At 44.5% G+C, this 21,598-nt stretch carries 19 protein-coding genes; 9 read left to right on the top strand and 10 right to left on the bottom strand.

Annotated features, from left to right (window positions below):
- Nucleotides 1-23 precede the first annotated feature (23 nt).
- The 3 genes from QUA88_RS15285 to QUA88_RS15275 all read right to left on the bottom strand — a co-directional run bounded on the left by QUA88_RS15285 (nucleotide 24) and on the right by QUA88_RS15275 (nucleotide 1,587).
- Complete coding sequence (locus QUA88_RS15285) at nucleotides 24-383, bottom strand: metalloregulator ArsR/SmtB family transcription factor (RefSeq protein ID WP_333055611.1); 360 nt, start codon at nucleotides 381-383, stop codon at nucleotides 24-26.
- 97 nt (nucleotides 384-480) lie between these two features.
- Nucleotides 481-735, bottom strand: coding sequence for a hypothetical protein (locus tag QUA88_RS15280; RefSeq protein WP_172188171.1), 255 nt, complete (start codon nucleotides 733-735; stop codon nucleotides 481-483).
- A gap of 177 nt (nucleotides 736-912) precedes the next feature.
- Nucleotides 913-1,587: a HEAT repeat domain-containing protein gene (locus QUA88_RS15275; RefSeq protein ID WP_333055612.1), complete on the bottom strand. Its 675-nt coding sequence runs from the start codon at nucleotides 1,585-1,587 to the stop codon at nucleotides 913-915.
- A 289-nt stretch (nucleotides 1,588-1,876) separates the two neighbouring features.
- Here QUA88_RS15275 and QUA88_RS15270 point away from each other — a divergent pair, with 289 nt between their 5' ends.
- Both QUA88_RS15270 and QUA88_RS15265 read left to right on the top strand, forming a co-directional pair.
- Nucleotides 1,877-3,130 carry a transposase gene (locus tag QUA88_RS15270; protein ID WP_333272445.1) on the top strand — a complete coding sequence of 418 codons (1,254 nt, stop codon included), beginning with the start codon at nucleotides 1,877-1,879 and terminating at the stop codon, nucleotides 3,128-3,130.
- Between the two features lie 94 nt (nucleotides 3,131-3,224).
- Nucleotides 3,225-5,684 (top strand): CBS domain-containing protein, encoded by a 2,460-nt coding sequence (locus tag QUA88_RS15265; protein WP_333272442.1) that lies wholly within the window; start codon nucleotides 3,225-3,227, stop codon nucleotides 5,682-5,684.
- Nucleotides 5,685-6,057: 373 nt separating this feature from the next.
- Here QUA88_RS15265 and QUA88_RS15260 read toward each other — a convergent pair whose 3' ends face one another.
- From QUA88_RS15260 to QUA88_RS15240, 5 genes are all read right to left on the bottom strand, one after another.
- Nucleotides 6,058-8,415, bottom strand: a complete 2,358-nt coding sequence (locus QUA88_RS15260; RefSeq protein WP_333055615.1) for a polysaccharide biosynthesis tyrosine autokinase — start codon at nucleotides 8,413-8,415, stop codon at nucleotides 6,058-6,060.
- Between the two features lie 328 nt (nucleotides 8,416-8,743).
- Nucleotides 8,744-8,917, bottom strand: coding sequence for a hypothetical protein (locus QUA88_RS15255; protein WP_333055616.1), 174 nt, complete (start codon nucleotides 8,915-8,917; stop codon nucleotides 8,744-8,746).
- Nucleotides 8,918-9,453: 536 nt separating this feature from the next.
- Entirely contained in the window at nucleotides 9,454-10,884 is a 1,431-nt protein-coding gene (locus tag QUA88_RS15250) for an MFS transporter (RefSeq protein WP_333055617.1), read from the bottom strand.
- 393 nt (nucleotides 10,885-11,277) lie between these two features.
- Nucleotides 11,278-11,829, bottom strand: coding sequence for a hypothetical protein (locus QUA88_RS15245; protein ID WP_333055618.1), 552 nt, complete (start codon nucleotides 11,827-11,829; stop codon nucleotides 11,278-11,280).
- A 210-nt stretch (nucleotides 11,830-12,039) separates the two neighbouring features.
- Complete coding sequence (locus QUA88_RS15240; protein ID WP_333260803.1) at nucleotides 12,040-12,717, bottom strand: ATP-dependent Zn protease; 678 nt, start codon at nucleotides 12,715-12,717, stop codon at nucleotides 12,040-12,042.
- Between the two features lie 57 nt (nucleotides 12,718-12,774).
- On the opposite strand from QUA88_RS15240, the gene QUA88_RS15235 reads away from it, so the two are divergent.
- From QUA88_RS15235 to rpsN, 4 genes are all read left to right on the top strand, one after another.
- On the top strand, nucleotides 12,775-12,936 hold the full coding sequence (locus QUA88_RS15235; RefSeq protein ID WP_333096380.1) for a hypothetical protein: 162 nt from the start codon (nucleotides 12,775-12,777) through the stop codon (nucleotides 12,934-12,936).
- A gap of 35 nt (nucleotides 12,937-12,971) precedes the next feature.
- Nucleotides 12,972-14,066, top strand: a complete 1,095-nt coding sequence (rseP, locus tag QUA88_RS15230; RefSeq protein ID WP_333210715.1) for an RIP metalloprotease RseP — start codon at nucleotides 12,972-12,974, stop codon at nucleotides 14,064-14,066.
- A 263-nt stretch (nucleotides 14,067-14,329) separates the two neighbouring features.
- Entirely contained in the window at nucleotides 14,330-14,992 is a 663-nt protein-coding gene (gene nth / locus QUA88_RS15225) for an endonuclease III (RefSeq protein ID WP_333272438.1), read from the top strand.
- Nucleotides 14,993-15,639: 647 nt separating this feature from the next.
- Nucleotides 15,640-15,942: a 30S ribosomal protein S14 gene (rpsN, locus tag QUA88_RS15220; RefSeq protein ID WP_006633844.1), complete on the top strand. Its 303-nt coding sequence runs from the start codon at nucleotides 15,640-15,642 to the stop codon at nucleotides 15,940-15,942.
- 199 nt (nucleotides 15,943-16,141) lie between these two features.
- Here the strand turns inward: rpsN and QUA88_RS15215 are convergent, their stop codons facing one another.
- Nucleotides 16,142-16,471 carry a hypothetical protein gene (locus QUA88_RS15215; protein ID WP_190740107.1) on the bottom strand — a complete coding sequence of 110 codons (330 nt, stop codon included), beginning with the start codon at nucleotides 16,469-16,471 and terminating at the stop codon, nucleotides 16,142-16,144.
- Between the two features lie 46 nt (nucleotides 16,472-16,517).
- Here QUA88_RS15215 and aat point away from each other — a divergent pair, with 46 nt between their 5' ends.
- The 3 genes from aat (at nucleotide 16,518) to leuS (ending at nucleotide 20,816) form a co-directional block, all read left to right on the top strand.
- Nucleotides 16,518-17,114 carry a leucyl/phenylalanyl-tRNA--protein transferase gene (gene aat / locus QUA88_RS15210; protein WP_445242611.1) on the top strand — a complete coding sequence of 199 codons (597 nt, stop codon included), beginning with the start codon at nucleotides 16,518-16,520 and terminating at the stop codon, nucleotides 17,112-17,114.
- Between the two features lie 97 nt (nucleotides 17,115-17,211).
- Nucleotides 17,212-17,892 (top strand): Uma2 family endonuclease, encoded by a 681-nt coding sequence (locus tag QUA88_RS15205; protein ID WP_333272435.1) that lies wholly within the window; start codon nucleotides 17,212-17,214, stop codon nucleotides 17,890-17,892.
- Between the two features lie 368 nt (nucleotides 17,893-18,260).
- Nucleotides 18,261-20,816 carry a leucine--tRNA ligase gene (leuS, locus tag QUA88_RS15200; protein ID WP_333210719.1) on the top strand — a complete coding sequence of 852 codons (2,556 nt, stop codon included), beginning with the start codon at nucleotides 18,261-18,263 and terminating at the stop codon, nucleotides 20,814-20,816.
- Between the two features lie 82 nt (nucleotides 20,817-20,898).
- On the opposite strand, the gene QUA88_RS15195 is transcribed toward leuS, so the two are convergent.
- Complete coding sequence (locus QUA88_RS15195; RefSeq protein WP_333272500.1) at nucleotides 20,899-21,381, bottom strand: restriction endonuclease; 483 nt, start codon at nucleotides 21,379-21,381, stop codon at nucleotides 20,899-20,901.
- Nucleotides 21,382-21,598 lie beyond the last annotated feature (217 nt).

Here is a 21,598-nt window from a genome sequence, read left to right as displayed (position 1 = left end):
ACACATTAAGAAATGTTGATGGGTTAATCTGCGTCAGAACAGGGGCGTGCCGGCAGGATCTGGCTGAAGCGGCGGTATTCGGCGAGGTACTGTTCGAGGGCGACAAACTGAGCTAAATTGAGGCTGTAGTAAATCCAGCGGCCTTCTTGGCGGCTGCGGACTAAAGCTGCATCCTTCAAGGCTTTGAGGTGAAAAGAGAGTTTAGGCTGAGGGACAGAAAGCCGATCGCACAATTCGCAAACGCACAACTCCTGTTCCCGCAGCAACTCCAGAATCTGAATCCGCAGGGGGTCAGAAAGAGCGTGAAAGCCGGAGGAGACAAGTTTTTCCGAAATCTGTCGCTGTGAAATGCGATCGGGCGCAGCCGTAGAATTTTTAAGCATCAATTATTTAGAAAACATCCATACAAAACATCATAGTTACTCAAGCTTCATCCCAGAAAATCAGTGCATTCAGCATCGACAGATTCTTCGGAGTTGATTACTTGGGATTCTGTACCCTTGCCGGCACATCAGTGAGTCCGGCTTTCTGCATCAGCGAAATCACCCCTATAGATAGAATTCCCCCAATAATTGCCCCAACAACTACCAGGATGATAAAGACTTTTTGCAGAGTTTTTTTAGTAGCTGGGTGGTACTGTCTTGGCAATGCTTCACCTTGCTCGTCAACTTCTTGCTCCAAGGGGTCTAGCGGATTGGAGGGATTTGAGTTAAAGGGATTGGGCGCTTGATTCATGGTTAGTTTCGGTTAAAGGAGATCGACAACTATTTTAACTTGCGATTTAGCCTCGCAGCTTAAATAATACATTCTGGTTTTACTGAATAGTCTATAAATTTTATTAAGATTGCTAACATACGGATTAACCCGGTTTATTGAATAAACCGGGTTTTTTAACATACTAAAAGTTTTATGTCACACTTCTGCTTTTGACAAACGATCGAGAGAAATTGTTGCCGCCTCAGATACTTGAGAATTGCTATCTTTTTCTAGGTATTTCAAAGCCGAAACGCTCTTAACACTCGGCAAATTGCCCAAAGCTTCAGCCAGCCTCTGGCGGATCAGCCAATCTTCCGACTGAGCAAAATTGAGGATGCGATCGATCGCCCCAATATCTTTAATTTCCCCCAAAGCCGAAATTGCCGCCTGCTGGATCACCACTTGATCGCTGTCGAGAGCTTTCAGCAGCACGTCGCGGGCCCGGGGATCTTTGAGATTTCCCAGAGAAACAGCAGCGCTGAAGCGCACCAGCCATTGAGTATCTTCGTAAAAAGCGCGCACCAAAGCATCAAAAGCTCTGATATCTTCGAGATAGCCCAAAGCACCCGCAGCGTCAGCGCGAATGCCGTAATCCGGGTCTGTTTCTAGCAATTTGACTAGAATAGGATAGCACTCTGCTGTCGGTTTGACCCCAAGAGCAAACACAGCCATCGATCGTACCTGCAAACTTTCGTCGTTCAACACCTTTTTAATCAAAGGCACCGCCTCTGCAGCAGGCACATTCCGCAAGTTGGCCAAAGCCACCATGCGATCGGCGGAATTTTGGCTTTCTAACTTGGCTGCAATTTGCTCTAAGCTTAAAGTTGTCATTATGGATAAATCTTGTAGTAAAACTTTACATTCGGGTTATTTTGATTATAGGGGAGTCTCAGGGGAAAAGCAGGCCGTAAAAACCGCCCTGCGTATTTGAGATGAATGAGATTGCGGATTATTTCCATTAATCTGAAGCTCAGATTAATGGAAATAATCAATTAGAAAGTCTATTATTTAAGTCGCAAGCACAGGCGAGGTGTTACACTATATCGGATAATCCCTAGACTTTATTGTACAGTGCTTAACAAAGCAACAAAAAACTTTTCGTTTATCCCCCAAAAAAATTATGATTGTCGTTGAAAGGCATTACATAGATCGGCAGCATCAGTTTTTTAAACAGTTTGATGACTTATCTTTCCTGTCCAAAAAACTCTACAATTATGGTAACTCTTACATGAGGCAACACTTTTTTAACTCTGAGTCAAAAGTTGGCGCTGCCAAGAGTCTAAAACAGTTATATGCCATCCTAAAACCCACAGCCGACTATAAATCCTTACCTGCTAAAATTAGCACTCAAGTTCTCAAACAAGTTATTCACGATTCGGAGGCTTGGAAAAAGTCAATCAAGGCTTATTACCGAGATATCCATCAATTTTCATCCCCCCCCCGAATTCCCAAATACAAACATAAAACCTGTGGACGTAACTTGTTAATTTATGATAACCAATCGATAGGACAAAGGGGAAAAAAGAAAAATAATGGGCTACTTCATTTATCTCAAAGTGACATAATAATTGCTACAAAAGCGCAAGATGTCATAGAGGTAAGGATAGTTCCTGCCACAGCGACCTACGTTGTTGAGGTTGTTTATAAAAAGCCTGTAACGTTGGTGGATTTAAACCCTCAACTCATAGCAGGTAGAGATTTAGGGATTGATAACCTCGTCGCTTTAGCATCAAATAAGCCAACATTTACTCCAACTCTATATGATGGAAAACAGCTCAAATCAATCAATCAAGGTTTGAATAAGCGCCGAGCATTTTTACAGTCAAAACTTGAGAAAGGGAAATATACCACACATCAAATCCAGCAAATCATCTTTAAGCGAAACAATCGAGTTGAAAACTATCTTCATCAAACCAGCAGTTTGATAGTCAAGCGGTTGGTGGACGCTCAAATCGGGCAGTTAGTTATTGGGAAAAATGTGGGGTGGAAACAAAATTTACAATTAGGAAAAAAAACGAATCAGACGTTTGTAGCAATTCCTCACGCCAAGCTCGTAGAAATGATTACTTACAAAGCTGAGTTAGTGGGGATAAAGGTAACAGTTACAGAAGAATCTTATACAAGTAAGTGCAGCTTTTTGGATTTAGAGCCTGTCGGTAAGCAAGAGTCTTACCAGGGTAAGAGAGTTAAACGTGGGTTGTTTCGGTCGGGGAATGAAACGCTGATTAATGCTGATGTGAATGCAGCATTAAATATGATTAGAAAAGTAAACGGAAACTCACCCTTTGAGGAGTGCAGCAACCGTATAGAGGTGTTTGCAGTTTCACCTGTACGGGTTTCACCTGTACGAAAAGAGCCACAAAAAATCCGGTAATGTCAAGTATTGCCCGGTTTTTTGTGAACTGTTTCTGCCGTTCCCCAAGGCTTTGCCCGATCGTTAGCCGCCCTCTGACAACCTGCCATCCACTATGCCGTTCTACCACCCGCCCTTTTACTCCTCAGCCTTAGAACAAGCGATCGATCGCTACCCCCTCACTGCCGGGCCAGAAACTTCCTTAGCAGTGGCGATCGCGCTGATGAGTCAGTTGCAAAACAGTTGTCCCCTAGTCAAAACACCTGTACCCTCAGACCGGGGGGCGATGACCGAAACAGCCGCGCCGGAAAAGGTGCGGGCCCGCTGCGTGTTCGTCGTCCAGAACCAGCAGACTATTACCACAGGCAACTTATCCGACAACCCCAGCCGCGGACTGTTAATCGGCATATTAACTCCCGCCGACCTAGTGAGGCTGATAGCTTCTGGCACAATAGACAGCCAGCACAAAGTAGCCCTGCACAAAATACCAATTTCCGAAGTGATGTCTCCGGTGTCGGTCTCCCTCACAGAATCCGACGACCAAGACGTGTTTACCGCCTTATCCTTATTTCGCCAGCACAAGATTCGCTATTTGGCGATCGTCAATCAATTTCGCCACTTGGTAGGAGTGCTGACACGGGAAAGAATTCGCCAAGTATTGCAGCCTTCAAACATTCTTAAATTGCGGCGGGTAGCAGAATTAATGACTACCCCAATTACAGCGCCTCACACTGCCTCGCTGCTGAGCATAACCGAACTGATGTCAGAGCATCAAGTCAGTTGCGTAGTGATTACAAAAAACAAAGAATTAACAATGGAGAAACCCAAAGATGACTATACCTCCATTTTTCACTATTCCTTTCACCAACCCCTGGGAATTATTACCGAATATGACATTGTGCAGGCACAGTTTCTTGAACTAAATTTCCAGCAAACCCCAGGTCAAAAAATCATGAGAACTCCCCTGCAATTTCTTCAACCCTCCGATTCCCTATGGACGGCGCACAAAGAAATGCAGCAGCAACAAGTGCAGCGGTTAGTCGTGTGCGGGGGGCGCGGAGAACTGTTGGGCATTATTACTCAGACCAGCTTGCTCAGAGTCCTCGACCCCACCGAAATGTATCGAGTTGTCAAACAGTTGCAGCAGTCGGTTTATCAATTGCAAGCAGAAAAAGTGGAACTGTTGCAAAGCCGCAACGCCAAACTGGAACAGCAGGTGCGGGAACGGACGGCAAAACTCCACGAACAATTGCAGCGCGATCGGCTGTTAACTCACATTTCCTTGCGGATTCACCAATCCTTAAACCTCGAAGAAATTCTCAACGCCAGCGTCGATGAAGTCCGCCAAGTTTTGCAAGCTGACCGAGTAGCCATCCTGCATTTAGAGTCGAGCAATTACGGCATTGTAGTGGCAGAATCAGTTGCCGAAAATGGGCCTTCAATCTTAGGAGAAATCCTGCCCGATAATATTTGGCAAGAATCTGCTTCGGTGATAGAACAGGAAATTTATGCCGTCCCCGACATCGACCAAGCCCGTTTGAGTGCCGAAAAATATGCCTGGTTCCACCAAGCGCAAATCAAAGCTTATTTGATTGTACCAATTTTGCAAGACGGCAATTTGTGGGGGATGATGTGTGTTCATCAGTGTTCCCAATCCCGTCAGTGGCAGCCTTCGGAAGTGGATTTGCTGCTGCAACTGGCAACTCAAATCGCGATCGCCATTCAGCAAGCCCAACTCTATCAGCAAGTCCAAAATCTCAACACCGACCTCGAACGCCAAGTCCAAGAACGCACCGCAGAATTGCAGCAAAAAGTTCACGAACTCCAGCATTTAAATGTCCTTAAAGATGAATTTCTCAGCACAGTTTCTCACGAACTGCGGACGCCTTTAGCTAATATAAAAATGGCTATTCATATGTTGAGAATTTCTCCCACGCTAGATCGACGCCAGATTTATCTAGAAATTTTAGAAACAGAATGTACTAGAGAAACAGACTTGATTAATGCTTTGCTAGATTTGCAGCGGCTCGAAGCTGCAACTTGTCCGATCGACCTCGAACCAGTAAACTTAGAACTCTGGCTGCCTACTATTATCGACCCGTTTTACACCCGGGCCCACGACCGCCACCAGGATTTGCGAGTAGAGTGCGATCGTCACCTCCCCACGATCAGTTCCAACCGCGCTAGTTTGGGACGAATTTTAGCCGAACTCCTCAACAATGCCTGCAAATATACTGCCAATGGCGGCGAAATTTTTCTGAAAGTTGAGTGCAAAAACGGAGAGGGGGAACAAGGAGAACAAAGGACAAATTCGCGACAAGCAAGTGCTGTGGCTTCAGAAATCCAATTTACACTCAGCAATCAATCGTCCATCTCAATAGAGGAATTGCCTCGAATCTTTGAGAAATTTTATCGAGTTCCCAACGCAGATCCTTGGAAACAAGGAGGTACAGGTTTGGGTTTAGCTTTGGTTCAAAAACTTGTGGAACAGTTGCAGGGAAAAATTGAGGTTGAAAGCAGCAATGGCTGGACTAATTTTATCGTTACATTTCCTACCAACCCCGATGGAAATTAGTCCGCACTCAGTCAATTTGAGATTTGAGATTTGAGATTTGAGATTTGAGACTTCGGCCTAAGAGGTTGGGCGAGCGCGAGCTTCAAGTCGCGCTCAGTCCAAGGATTTTTGATTTTCGATTTACTCCACAGACAAATCTGGGAGATTGAACAAGAATCTAAAATTTTGGGAGTTCCATGACCGCGAATTTCTTCATGTGGTATCCGCCACGTGATTTATCCGTGGAATCAATCCCAAATCGAAAATCAAAAATCCTCAAGAAAGAGCATTTATCTCGCCCAAGTCAATTCTAAAATCTAAAATCTAAAATCTAAAATCGATTGACTCATGTCGAGGGCGGGCATCTTTTTTTGGGGGTCTTCTTTGTTGGGTTTCACTCTTTTTTTGGAGCTAGTTTGCGGATACGAGACGGTGCTGGTGTCAAATTCAAATATTCACTTTTATCTTCAACAACTGATGCTCTCGATGCTGGATACTTCTTGCGTTTAGGGGCATGATTCGCAACTGTGCCCAAGCATGGTATGCCAAAATTTTCTAATTGACTGAAAACTTTTTTGACTACAGAAAAGGGAACCTGGCGAATTGCTACAACCATCAGTATGCCATCGGTGCGCGCCGCTAAAAAATTCGTATCTTTACTGTCAGCCAGCGGCGGCGTATCGTAGATAACTAAGTCAAATTTTGCCTGAAGTTCTTCCATTAAATACTGCATCTGAGATGATGCCAGCCGTCTGGCAGTACCAGGATTCGGGATACCAGCAGTTAATACAAAAAGATTATCTGCTAGATGCGATCGTTGGATAATTTCATTGGGTTCGTTTTTATGGTCTAGCAAGTTGCTCAATCCCTTGACATTAGGCACTTCCAACAGCAAGTGCAGGCTGGGGGAATGCAAATTCGCGTCTACTAACAGCACTCGCTGACCCGCCAGCGCTGCCACGTGAGCTAAGTTTAAAGCAACGGTAGATTTGCCTTCGCCAACTGTAGCCGAACCAATTGCCACAGAGCTAATCGTTCGATTTGAAGAAAGAAAGCGGATATTAGTATAAAGAGAGTCAAAAGCTTCTATAAATTCCGCAGCAATTTTCTTATTACCCTCTTTTCCTTCAATATAAGCATAGGCATTAGCAATAGAAGGCGGCAATTTTCTAGCATTTTTGTCCAGAGGAATTGCTCCCAATAAAGGCACATCAACCGCATCTTTCACGTCATCAGCACAGTAGAAAATATTGCGGATTTTTTCAATGAGGATAGCAGTTCCCAGACCCAAAACTAGCGCTCCAACAACTGCCATCACTAATTTGTTTTTAGCTTTCGATGGAACTGGCATCAGGTTGCCCTTCTCATCTAGCGGTATCCGTGGTTCAGAAATTATTTCCCAAGGTACTTGGCTTTGAGCTGCTTGGACGCGCAGAGTTTCCCGCTGGCTTAGAAGTTGATCGCGGGTGCGGGCGGCTACTTCTAATTGCTGTTGCAGTTCGTTGTAGCGGCGGGCTATGGTGGGAAATTCTGTTGCTTGCCTGTTTAAATTGTTTTTAGTTTGGCTGATGGCCTGACGGCGAGCTTCTAAGACCTCAACTTGGTTAGCAGTATCAACCAATTGTTTAATCAAGCCTATGCGAATAGAATTTTGAAAATTCTGAACTTTAGAATTGGCTTGGGTACCGACTAAATTTTGCCCCAAAATTCTATCAGTTTGCTGGTTGAGCAAAGCTACTAAATTTGCCCGCTTGCGCTCTAAAGCTTCCACTATAGGGTTAGCAGATTTAAACCGAGCTGTTTCTACAGCAATCTGACCTTCTACTTCCTTAACCTTGGTCAGCAACTCTTTATATTGAGGTTCTTCGCTTAAAGCAGAAGCAGCAATAGCTTCATTTGGTGTAAAATCTAATTGTTTTTGCAAGTTAGCGTACAGCGTTTTCTGTTCTTGCAGTAGCCTTTGAGTTTCTAACTCTAAAGTTTCTACGGCACGAACTTGCTGGATTAATTGCGCGCCTTGTTCTTGAGGATTGGTAATCTGTTGCTCCTGCTGTATCACCTGTAACTCCGATTTCAGGTCGTTTACGCGCTTATTGAGTCCCGGAAGCTGGTCTTCAATAAATTTAACACCTTCACCAATCCGAGTCTTGCGTTCATCAAGACTGTACTTTAAATATTTCTTTTTAGTTTCTTGTAAAACGAACTCAACAAATTCAGGCTCATTCCCCATGAAGCGAACTTCCAAAATTTTAGTCATCGTCATCTGATCTTCTCCGAGCCGCAAAACGACTAATTCTTTTTGAAGCATTTTCTCAGTGAATTTTGGATATCGTTTTTGGACTTGTTTAACAATAGCTGACAGCATCTGAGGACTCTGGAGAATTTGAAGTTGAGTTGCGTAGTCCAAACTAAAAAAATCTCTACTAGGTACTCCTCCCCCCTCGCTGCGATTGGCTAGGGCAGAGGGGTCAGCAATTCTTGCCTCCGTTGTCACGGGTTCCACTAGCATCCGAAAATCGCCTTGATATGTTTTCTTGGCTCCCTTGATCTGATAAACAACTCCGCCGACTACTAGACCTATAATCCCAATAATGATTAGGGCTTTTCGCTGAACAGTCCTCAACAACGGCTTTACATTCAATCCTTTCTGAGGCTGCGCGCTTAAATCTTCTCCCTCGTCAACGGAAAATTGCTGCACCTGTCGGCTCTGGTTGCTAATGGGTACGATATGAGCGTCCTGTTCTCTTTCCATGTTGACCTCTTTGATATTTTGTGGGTAAAATCAGCTTTCTTCTGCGAGCCTTCAGGTTGATACTTTGAGCATTGGCTTAAGGATATCACACGAAATTATTGGTTGGTCGATCCCACTTCCTTCTAATAGTTCTCACTACTTTCACATAGTATACAAAAATCACTAAATCCTTATGCTAGGCCGGCGGTAAAAGTTCTTTTACAACTGCTGGAGAGTTAGATCGGACTGCATTTGGCTCGGCTGCGTTGTGCTTGTATTTAGGGTTTCCGGGCGACGAAGCCAACTTTTTCAGGTGTTGCTCAGCTTCGCGACAGCGGGTTCCATAACTTTACCAAACTTTTACAATTGACCGTAACACCTCAGCCGCCGCTTGCGCTGGTATTGGTTTGTCCTCTATGCCATTTTTCGGTTCGGAGTCAACGACAAAAGCACTTGTTAACTTACGCGCTAACTGATCGGCTAAAAAGTGTTGCATTTCCCCTGTAGATATAATTAGCCACATTCGGCAGATTTTTGGGAACGGCAACTAATCGAATCAATTTCCGAAAAAAATCTGTTTCTTCTTTTAATTATAAACTTTTTGAGGAGTTAGATGAATGATTAAGTGTATATACTTATTTTACCGTGGCGATCATATCGCAAACTCATTTCGATAGTGCGCGAGCGACATAAAATTTAATAATTTGTGTTCTCAAGCTCGATCGACATTTAGAACAACTCAAGCATTCGGGGTTTTTCTACTGGGGCGGATGGCGCGGCGCGATTTATGTATTTTCGTAAAAAAAACTAGGTTTCTGCGTTCCGGGGCTATTACTAAAACTATCGCTTTTATTCGCCCTCCGAGCAAGCTATAGCAATCCTTTCAGGAAACGCGCAACGTTTTTTTTAAATTAACCGATGCCATAAGAAGATGACACATTGTTCAAGAAAAAAATAGTTTGCATAGGATGGGAGGATTGCTATTAATATCGCCCGGATTAGCTATCGGTAGTTGTTATTTTTCGATTTTACGAATTACCAACTATTGGTTATTAGCGCTTACTGATTTTGTGCTTTTCTTTCTCGCAGCTTCAACAATATTTCTGCATGAACTTCGCGGGTTATGGGATAAAAGTATGTGAGAATCATCCCAGCAATTAAAGCAATTGTGGGGAGCGGCCCGATCGCAACTCGAATCGCAAACAGTGCCGACTCCGGCTGTACGGGTGCAGGCTGTCCCGGAACTGTAGATAGAAATCCAGCTCCTTCTAATGCTTGACCTACCAACCACAAACCCCCTGCCAATCCGATTTTTTGCAGCAGTACCATAAACGAATAGAAAACCCCTTCGCGTCTTTCTCCTGTTTGCAGTTCGTCTAGTTCGATCACATCCGGTATCATCGACCAAGGTATTAGATAAGCCGTGGAAACTCCGACACCTGCCATGACTGCTAATAAGTACATCTGCAAGACTTGTCCTGGTTGGAGAAAAAATAGTCCAGCTTGAGCAATAATCCACAGACTCATGCCCATAAAATATACGGCTTTTTTGCCGTATCTCTCGCTGACTTTACTCCAAACAAATAGCATGATTAATGCAGTGCCTTGAACTGCGATCGCCACCAAGCTAAAAACGTACTGTGGCTGTTGCATCCAGTTAACAACAAAGTAGGGAATAATAGTAGCCGTCAACTGCACTCCCAGCCAAGAAAAAAGATAAATTCCAATGACGTACAAAAAAGGGCGATTGCTAAATGCAATCTGCAACTGTTCTTTCAGTGGCAAGGATGTAGAATTATCGAGTTCGGCGTTTTCTAATAGTTGGGCTGCGACGTGCTTGCGAGTTCCCAAAACGCACCAGTACAAAGGCAAGACAGAGATAACTGCACAGATTGCACCTAATACTAAATATTGTTGATTCGGGTCTTTTTCAAATACACGAAAGATAATTAGAGCTAAGATTAATGAAAAGATGCTGCCGCCAATGGAGAAAGCAAACCGAAAACTATTAAGGCTAGTGCGTTCGTTGTAGTCTTGAGTAAGTTCTGGAGTCAGGGCAGTGTAGGGAAGATTGACAGCCGTGTAGGCGGTGTTGAACAAAATACTGATTGCAACATAGTACCAAAATAACACTGTGTGATCCGTGCTAGGTACTATCCACTGCAATAAGAAGAATATGCCGAAGGGAATGCCACCATATATTATCCAAGGATATCGGCGGCCCCAAGGGTGAGAAGTGCGATCGCTCAAAACCCCCACAATCGGGTCATTTATAGCATCCCAAATCTTGCCAACTACCAAAATATTACTGGCTAAACCGGCAGGTAAACCAGCAACATTGGTAAAGAAAACTAGGAGGTAAAATGCCAAAACATTAGCGGTAATTGCCGGGCCGAGGTCGCCGGCACCGTAAGCTAATTTTGTTGAGAGGCTGAGTTTTTGTGTTTTGGGGTTGTCGGCTGCAGGTCGAAGCCCGGAAGTGTTGCTCATAAACTTTGATGTCGAGATTTTTTGGCAGTCACAGTCTTTCCAGTAGGAGTATAACTCGCGCTACGCCCTAATACTAAGTTTTTTGTAGCGATCGGGATTATTCTGAATAATTGGTAATTCATAATTGGTAATTGATAGATTTGTTGGGGCGGGTTCACCAACAATAATCGCCCCAAAACAAACAATCTCAAAAACCCGCCCCCACCCAACTTTCCCAGCTAAATGTACGTTCAGATTTACGGTGGGGTGGGGGCGGGTTTATATGAATTGTCGGTCATTGTTATGTATGGTTTGTGAACCCGCCCCTACAACGTTGTGGTAATTAGTATAGTCCCGGACTACTTTAAATCCCAAATCCCCAATCTAAAATCTAAAATCTAAAATCTAAAATTGCTATGTCAGCAATCTCGATTTAGCTGTAATTGCTCCCACACACCACAAAATGGCATTGACAATTTCCGATCGCTGAATATCTTCTGTGTCTAAAAAACTTGCAAACTCTTCCTCAATATTCAAATGGTCGGCAAAATCATAAAGTATGCGCTTGTATTCAGTTGGCATCGGTATTAAAGTAGCTTTCACTAAATCGAAAAGCGCGTTCAAACAGTTGAGGATAGTAGCTGACTCGTCAAAATCTTCGGCATCGAGCAGGTATAGCGTTTCTGCAATGTCGCAAATAGCGTCTATTTGTGTGGGTGGCTTTCCCAGTTTGCTGACATCGATATTGCACAATTGGAGAGCGTTAATCGCTAGTTCTGGACGGGTAAAAAATACAAGTTGACCGCCGGCTACTAAGGGCGGCTCTTGTTCTCCATAGACAATTAGAGTATATAGATTTGGTATTTCGGTGCCAGGGTCGATCCGCAAACCAAACAGCCACAACAATTTTTCTGTATTTGGGTTTGCTGTTTGCAGTGTTGTTGGGAAAATATTTGGTTCTGACATTAATTTTTAATCCCTATAATACGCTCTTAAACTCGGTTTCTACGCAAATTTTTTGTGTTTTAGGACTTACGCCATCATTCCAGGTATGGGGGCAACCACGGGGGTTTGCCCCTACAAAACACTATATATTGAGGCGGTGCGTAAGTCCTGTCTTTGTGAGAAATCTAGAGATAAACCGGGTTTATAAGGCAAAACTGCGTAATTTTTTTGCTATAAATTTTGCTGGATGATGTCGCAGCATTCGGCAACACTTGCTCTTTTTTCCATGGCTGCTACTAGGGCTTCGTAAGCTGATTGGTGGCTTTCGATCAGGTTTTTTGCTCGCAGCAAACCCCAGTTTTGTTTGAGTTGAATTTCGGAAATTGGACGGCGCAGTTGTGTTAAAATTGCACTGATTTTGGTGCGGTCTTCTGCTCCTCCTTCTGCACGGCCGTAAACAAATTTTTCTGCGACTATTCCGGCCATCCACACGGTGCAGTATTGGTCTAAAAGTTGGGCGGAAAGAGTGCCACTTTGGAGTTGAGATGCTAATTGTTGGTCTTCAAATCGGACGCCGCCTTGGGCTGTTTGGCCTTGTTTAAATGCTTCCCAAGCATTGAGGGCGTAGCTGGTTACGGGAATTCCCAATAGGTGGGCGACTAGGAAGTGTCCGGCTTCGTGGTGAAGGATACGATCGCGCTTTTGTTTGGAAGTTCCTCCCAGCAAATCTAATAAAATTGTACCGCCTTGACCTTGCCACTGGAAACTGTCGAGGGTGGCTAGCCCCAACAGGCAAAAAGTGGCGATCGCAGGTACGGCTTCTGGCAAGTTGAATAGGGGGCCCAACAATATGGAAACGGTGATGGCAAAGATAGAAATAGCGATAATATTCAAAGAAGTGTCTTTCATAATCGGGAATTGGTAACTGGGAATTGCTAATGGGGAATTTGTAATAGGGAATTGGTAATGGGAATGGGTTTTAGAGGTAAACTCAGGTACGATCGCGCGATCGGTTTGGCAGCGTCGGGTCGATCGCAGCAGCCGGGACTTCCGACAAAAACACCACCTTCCAGTTTGACTGAAAATTGTCCCTCCGAAGCCACCGATATTAAAAAGATATTAAAATAAATCAAAGTCCAGTAAAAGTGTTAGTGGAATCCTTCATGTCAGTTTTGGCAGCGATCGCAGTTTTAGGTATCTTGATTGTCGTTCACGAACTCGGCCACTTCTTGGCGGCGAGACTTCAACACATCCACGTCAACCGCTTCTCCATCGGTTTCGGGCCAATCCTCTGGAAGTACCAAGGCCCGGAAACTGAATACGCCCTCCGCGCGTTTCCCCTGGGAGGTTTCGTGGGTTTCCCGGACGACGATCCCGACAGTACAATTCCCCCAAATGACCCGAATTTGCTCAAAAATCGCCCCGTGCTCGATCGGGCGATCGTCATTAGCGCAGGGGTAGTTGCCAACTTAATTTTTGCTTATTTCCTGCTGGTGGTGCAATTGAGCACTGTCGGCGCTGCAGAAATCAACTACCTACCGGGAGTTAAAGTCCCGGAAGTCGCTGCGGAAGTCAGTTCGGCCGCCAAACAAGCGGGAATTCGATCGGGCGACGTTGTTCTGTCTGTTGACGGCAAGGAATTGGGCGCTTCCGGCGAAGCAGTCAAATTATTGGTCGCAGCAATCCAAGATCATCCCAACCAACCCCTAGCGTTGGAAATTCAGCGCCAAGAACAAAAATTTCTGGTGACAGTAACTCCTGAAGAGTCGCCCGACGGCAAAGGTCGCATTGGCGTGCAACTAACTTCTAACGGCACTGTGGTGCGGCAGAGGGCCGGATTTGTAGAGGCGTTTAGCAAGGCCGCCAAAGAATTTGAGCGGATTGTGGTGCTGACGGTTCAAGGCTTCGGGCAGTTACTTAGCAATTTCAGCCAGACTGCCGACAAGTTGTCCGGGCCTGTGGCGATTGTGGCGATTGGTGCAGGGATTGCCAAATCGGATGCTGCGAGTTTGTTTCAGTATGCGGTGTTAATTAGCGTCAATTTGGCTGTGATTAATATCTTGCCTTTACCTGCTTTGGACGGCGGTCAGCTAGCTTTTCTTTTAATCGAAGGACTGCGGGGCAAGCCTCTGCCGAACCGCATTCAGGAAAATGTCATGCAGACAGGTTTGGTGTTGTTGCTGGGTTTGGGAGTTTTCTTGATTATTCGCGATACTGCTAATTTGGCTGGGTTTGATTTGCGAAATTTCATGCAATAGTAAATGAAGGAAGAAGGAAGAAGGAAGTTCGGCAACGGATTCTGTAACGGATGTAACGGATTTCAGGAAGAAGGAAGAAGGAAGATTTATGTCTAGTTTTTCGTTTTCCTATTTTCCTATTTTTCCCTCTCTTTTTTTCCTACGCAAGCGAGGCAGAGCCTCTGGTTATGGGTTCCCCGGTCGTGCCTGGGAACCATTTAAAAACAAATAACAAATGACTAATGACTACTGATTACTGACTAATGACTAATGACTACTGACTAATGACTAAAAAGTTAAGTTTAAAACAACGATCGCTAGAAATTTTGATTCGCCTCAAACGCCTCTATCCAGAAGCTCCTTGTACTCTCAACTACGAAACTCCCGTGCAGTTGCTGGTGGCGACGATTCTCTCGGCTCAGTGTACGGACGAGCGAGTAAATTTGGTAACGCCGGCTTTGTTTGAGCGTTTTCCCGATGCGGTGGCTTTGGCAAATGCTGATATAGAAGAATTGGAAAATCTCGTGCGATCGACTGGTTTCTACCGCAATAAGTCTAAAAACATTAAAGGTGCTTGTCAGGCGATCGTCAATAAATTTAACAATCAAGTGCCGCAGCGGATGGAACTGCTGCTAGAATTGCCCGGAGTTGCCCGCAAAACGGCTAATGTCGTTCTCGCCCACGCTTTTGGTATTAATATGGGCGTGACGGTAGACACTCACGTCAAACGTTTGACTCAGCGGTTGGGATTGACCGAACATACCGATCCTATAAGGATCGAGCGGGATTTGATGATATTGTTGCCGCAGCCGGATTGGGAAAATTGGTCGATTCGGTTGGTTTATCACGGCAGGGCAGTTTGTAATGCGAGAAATCCGGCTTGCAATATTTGCGAACTGGCAGATTTGTGTCCTTCTGCTAATAGTTTGGTCTTGCACCAAGGTTAAGTACAGGCAAGATGCCTGTACCACAAAAAAAATGAGTTATTGCAGATTTTTACCCTTCTGCTAATAATTAGGTGTTGCACAAATGCTAAGTACAGGCAAGATGCCTGTACCACAAAAGTGTTAATTTATTGTGGAACAGGCATCTTGCCTGTTGCTAAAAGTGTTAATTTATTGTGGAACAGGCATCTTGCCTGTTGCTAAAAGTGTTAATTTATTGTGGAATAGGCATCTTGCCTGTTGCTAAAAGTGTTAATTTATTGTGAAACAGGCATCTTGCCTGTTGCTAAAAGTGTTAATTTATTGTGGAACAGGCATCTTGCCTGTTGCTAAAAGTGTTAAGTTATTGTGGAACAGGCATCTTGCCTGTTGCTAAAAGTGTTAATTTATTGTGAAACAGGCATCTTGCCTGTTGCTAAAAGTGTAGAGTTATTGTGGAACAGGCATCTTGCCTGTTGCTAAAAGTGTAGAGTTATTGTGGAACAGGCATCTTGCCTGTTGCTAAAAATGTAGAGTTATTGTGGAACAGGCATCTTGCCTGTTGCTAAAAATCTTGTTGACAAAAGAAATAATTCAAATAAAAGCGATCCGAAATCACCAAAATATAGTAAAATAGTAGATTGTGATTAATCTAAGGATATCAACAGATTATGGCTAAGAAGAGCATGGTCGAGCGCGAGAAAAAGCGCCAGAGACTCGTAGACAAGTACGCCGACAAGCGGGAAGACCTGAAAGACCAGTTTGACCAAGCTAACAATCAGATGGACAAAATGGCGATTCACCGCCAACTACAACAGCTACCCCGCAGCAGTTCGCGGACTCGCTTGCGGAACCGCTGCTGGGCAACTGGACGGCCCAGAGGTTACTATCGTGACTTCGGACTGTCTCGCAACATGATGCGAGAAATGGCTCACGAAGGTCTTTTGCCCGGTGTTGTGAAGTCTAGCTGGTAGCAGGAAGAAAGAAGGCACGACACGGATGATGACACGGATATACGGATGATGTTTTTCTGAAATTGTCGTGTTTCTGGAGATTTATTCTAAAGAAAAAGGAAGAAGGAAGAAGGAAAAAAACTTATAAATAATCGGCAAGATTATGTTTGGGGTTGATTCTTGTTTCAGACTTATGAGTTAAATTTTCCTCCTTCTTGCTTCACTGGCCACAGCATTTATCGATGCCGAGACTTTCGAGTAACAAGTCGCTGACGGCGTTGGCGATCGCAAATTCGCCGTAGAAGCTTTTAGAAAAATCATAGGCCTGCATTTCGGTGACGATCGCAATTACGAGGCTGCCCACGTCATTTTCGCCTTCCATGCGCTGGCGGACATAGATTTGGGCAGCTCTTTTAGCTATTTGCTGGTTGGCTGCTTCTGGGATAAACTCGGAGTCTAGCCATGCCAGCAGCGTTTGTTGGAGCCATTGGCCTTCTTGTTCGGGGTTTTTGGCGGGCGGTAAGGTAATAGGTTCAATGGTTTCAGACATAATTATTCCTAATTGCTAATGTTGACTTTGAAAAGTTAACTGAGAAATGACAACTGATAAATATATGCAATATGATATACCGACAATTATACAAGGATACGCGCAAGGCTATTTCTTGATGGCAAATGACGGCGAGGAAAGTTTGGGGTGGTATTCCAGCCGACAGCGGGCGCTGATTCCCCTGGATGAAAGATTTACCTATCCGAAATCCCTGCGTCGCCAAATCAATCAAAATCGATTTTCGGTGGCTGTGAACCGCGATTTTGGGGCGGTGGTTGAGGGTTGTGCCGATCGCGAAACGACTTGGATTTCTAAGGAGCTCAAGAAGATTTACTGGGGTTTGTATGAGGCCGGTTGGGCTTACAGCTTCGAGACTTGGTGCGGGGACGAATTGGCGGGCGGTATTCTCGGATTGTCGATCGGCGGTGCGTTTATTGGGGAGTCGATGTTTTACCGAATTCCCGAAGGTTCTAAGGTGGCGATGGTGAAGTTGGTGGAGAGATTGCGCGATCGATCTTATCTACTTTTCGACGCTCAAATGAACAACCCGCACTTGGAAAGATTCGGAGCTTATACTGTTAAGGAAAAACTGTACAACACTCTTTTGCAAGCAGCTTTGAAGCGCCGCTGCACGCTATTTTGAATATGTCATGCGGGAAAATGCAGTGCCGTTTCCGACCCCAGTAGCTGCTTCAAACAATAGTATAATTCAGCTCAGATACTTCTCGGAGACAACCACAATGCAAGTCACAACCGAAGAAATTATTTATCCATCCAGCGACGGTCAGCCGATGGCAGATAGCACAATTCAATACAAATTAATTGTCACAATCAAAGAAGGTTGCGAATCGCTGTTTAAGAATGACCCAAACGTTTTTGTAGCAGCCGATTTACTCTGGTATCCGGTTGAGGGCAGACCCGATATTTCTCAAGCACCTGATACGATGGTGGTGTTTGGCAGACCAAAGGGCGAGCGGCCTTCTTACATACAATATCGAGAGGACAATATTGCTCCTCAAGTCGTCTTTGAGATTCGCTCCCATAACGACCGCCAAACCAAAATGAATAAGAAACTTTCATTTTACCAGCGTCATGGAGTTGAGGAGTATTACGTTTACGATCCCGAAAGAAATGAATTAGAAGGCTGGCAAAGAATTGAGGGAATCTTAGAAGTAATTGAACCGATGGAGGGATGGATAAGTCCAAGATTGGGTGTGCGATTTGAGTTGGTAGAAGATAGGTTGGAAATTTATAGACCTGATGGCGAACAGTTTCTTTCCTATGCGGAATTAGAAGAACAGCGGGGATTATATCGCCAGCGTTTACAACAAGAATCTCAAAGAGCCGAACAAGAATCTCAAAGAGCCGAACGTTTAGCCGCCAAACTGCGGGAAATGAACATCGATCCAGATAGCATTTAAGCCGGAATAAATGCTAAGAAACCCGATTTCTCAAACAAATCGGGTTTCTGAGGATTGCGGTTATTTATTCTTTTAGTCCAGGACTAATCAAGACAAAAGAAACCGGGTTTTTTGCGGTTTTGCAGACGGTAACGCGTCTTCTCAGGTAAAAACCCGGTTTCTGACCGCCCGTGCGTAAGGCTTATTCTTTTCAGGGCGAACCGGGATATTTGGTCGATCGCCCCCCAGCTCAAATTACCTATACTACAATATATAATACAGATATTCGAGCCAAAATCCTTGGCGCTCAGAAAAATCAGAATCGAAGCCCCTTGAATGTGTAAAAATACTGAAGCAAACATTACTAAAGCCTACACGGAGCAATTGTTGTGGATTCCAGATATAACCCCCAATCCATAGAAGAAAAATGGCAGCAGACATGGGCTGAGCAAAACTTAGACCAGATGCCAGAAGATACCCAAAAGCCTAAATTTTATGCCTTATCCATGTTCCCCTACCCGTCGGGAAACCTGCACATGGGCCACGTCCGCAACTACACAATTATTGATGTAATTGCCAGACTCAAGCGAATGCAAGGTTATCGGGTATTGAATCCGATGGGATGGGACGCTTTTGGTTTACCCGCAGAAAATGCCGCCATCGAGCGCGGAATTCCCCCGGCAAAATGGACGTATGAAAATATTGCCCAAATGAAAGGCTTATTTCGCCGTCTCGGCATCTCCTTTGATTGGACAAAAGAAGTTACAACTTGTTCTCCCGATTATTATCGGTGGACTCAATGGATTTTCTTACAATTTTTAGAAGCAGGATTAGCATATCAAAAAGAAGCGGCAGTTAATTGGGACCCCATAGATCAAACAGTCTTAGCAAACGAACAAGTAGATAACGAAGGTCGTTCCTGGCGTTCCGGTGCCAAAGTCGAGCGCAAATTATTGCGGCAGTGGTTCCTCAAAATTACCGATTACGCCGAACAGTTATTAAACGACTTAGACAAATTGCCAGATTGGCCAGAAAGAGTCAAATTAATGCAAGCCAACTGGATCGGCAAATCAGTCGGCGCTTACTTAGAATTTCCGATTGTCGGCATGGATGAAAAAATCGCCGTTTTCACCACACGTCCCGATACAGTTTACGGCGTCAGTTACGTTGTTTTAGCGCCGGAACATCCACTAACTCAGCGCGTGACAACCGCAGACAGAAAAGCGGCCGTAGAAACCTTCATCAAAGAAGTCGCCGCCCAAAGCGAGATCGATCGCACAGCCGAAGACAAACCAAAGCGTGGCATCCCCACAGGCGGCAAAGCAATCAATCCTTTCAACGGCGAAGAAATTCCCATTTGGATAGCCGATTATGTGCTGTACGAATACGGCACCGGCGCAGTCATGGGAGTACCAGCCCACGACACGCGAGATTTCAAATTTGCCAATCAATATCAACTGCCAATTAAAGTAGTAATTGTGGATGATGATGAGCTGCCATTGACCGAAGCTTACACCGAACCAGGAATTATGATTAATTCCGAAAGCTTCAACGGCATGGATTCAATTAAAGGCAAAGCAGCGATTATTCACCATGCCGAAAATTCCGGTTATGGCAAAGCCCGCATCCAATACCGATTGAGAGATTGGTTAATTTCTAGACAGCGTTATTGGGGCGCTCCAATTCCCGTAATTCACTGTCCCACCTGCGGAACAGTCCCCGTACCCGCATCGGATTTGCCAGTATTGTTGCCGGAAAATGTACAATTTACTGGCAAAGGTTCGCCCTTGGCAAAGATGGAAGAATGGGTAAACGTTCCTTGTCCGAGTTGCGGCACTGCGGCGAAGCGGGAAACAGATACGATGGATACTTTTATCGATTCTTCGTGGTATTTCTTGCGCTATCCCGATGCTCAAAATCAAGAGCAAATCTTCGATACTGCGAAGACAAATGATTGGATGCCAGTAGACCAATATGTCGGCGGCATCGAACACGCAATCTTGCACTTGCTGTATTCGCGGTTCTTTACCAAGGTTTTGCGCGATCGGGGTTTGATCAATTGTGACGAACCATTTAAACGCCTGTTAACTCAGGGCATGGTGCAAGCAATGGCCTATAAAAATCCTGTTACTGGCAAATACTTTCCCCCAGCAGATATAGACCCCGCAAATCCCAAAGATCCTCAAACTGGCGAAGCTTTGGAAGTCTTCTACGAGAAGATGTCCAAATCAAAATATAATGGCGTTGACCCCTTGCAAGTTATGGGCAAATATGGGGTAGATACGGCGCGGATGTTTATTTTATTCAAAGCGCCGCCAGAGAAGGATTTGGAGTGGGACGACGCTGATGTGGAAGGGCAATTTCGCTTTTTAAATCGCGTTTGGCGCGTGGTTACAGAGTTTGGTTCACCCCCCCCTGCCCCCCCTTGCCAAGGGGGGGAGAAAGAGGTTTTAAGTAAACCTGAGAAGGATTTGCGGCGGGCGATTCACACTGCAATTAAGGAAGTGAGCGAAGATTTGGAGGGCGATTATCAGTTCAATACTGCTGTTTCGGAAATGATGAAACTCAGCAATGCTTTGAATGATGCTAAATGTAAAGATTCGCCAATTTATGCAGAAGGAATTAACACTTTGATTCGCTTGTTAGCGCCTTTTGCGCCGCATATTGCTGATGAATTGTGGCACAATACTGGTAACAGTGAATCGGTGCATACGCAAACTTGGCCGACTGTCGATCCATCTGCATTAGTTACCGATGAAATTACGCTGGTAATTCAAGTTATGGGCAAGACTCGCGGCACAATTCAAGTGCCTTCAGGTGCGGATAAAGCTGCTTTGGAAAAGTTTGCTCGCGAGTCGGAATTGGCTAAGCGTCACCTGGAAGGTAAGGAGATTAAAAAGGTAATTGTGGTGCCTGGAAAGTTGGTGAATTTCGTGGTAGCTTGAGTGTAAAAGTCGCTACCTGTAGGCAACGTATCGTTTCTAGACAAACACAACCTAATCCCCTTTAAACACTATCGGGCAACTATTATTTACTGTAAGAGTAGACAAGTTGCCCTTTTTTTACTAGCTTTAAGGGAATTTTAGGATTGTTTAGCGGCTCGTTTCTTAGCCTCACCTTTTCTTCCCATTCTTTAAATTTAGGTTCCAGCATTTCCGGTGTAAGTTTATAAATCTCTTTGAGAGTTATGCCTTCATACAGTCCAATATACCAAGCTTCTACTCTGCGATACTTGTTAAGTATAATTTCATTCAAATGATGGTGAGTAGTGACCCCACCGCTTCTATTGAGAGCAATATTTATTGTTTTAAGTTCGTATTCTTTTCCTTCAGCATCAATAGCATCGTTTCCTTCACGTCCAGGTGATATCCGCAACCCTAAAAGGATTAATAACTGTAAAGTCTTTCCCCCGTTATCTTGAAAAATATCCGCAATACCATATTCACTAGCCAGATTTTGCAATTCTTGGATGCTTTTCATAGCATTTTCTAGCCGTTTAGCATCTGAAATGCGTTCTGCTTCCGTGGTAACAGCCTCTTCAACAGGCTCTACAACTGACGGAGAAACTGGTTCAGCTATTAGGGTGCTAATGAGAGCTGTACTCTCGCCGCTTTGGCTAAAACTGATTAAATAAGTAGCGGGTACATCGAGGGGAGCATGTCACTTTTGCAATAAGTATTTATACTTGTGCAGTTTTTGGCGGTCTACCAATTAAGCCATTTAAGTA

It is taken from the genome of Microcoleus sp. D3_18_C2 (assembly GCF_036702395.1).
GTDB lineage: Bacteria > Cyanobacteriota > Cyanobacteriia > Cyanobacteriales > Microcoleaceae > Microcoleus.
Note: the sequence above shows the minus strand (reverse complement) of the source record. Positions and strands in the feature narration are given on the sequence as shown.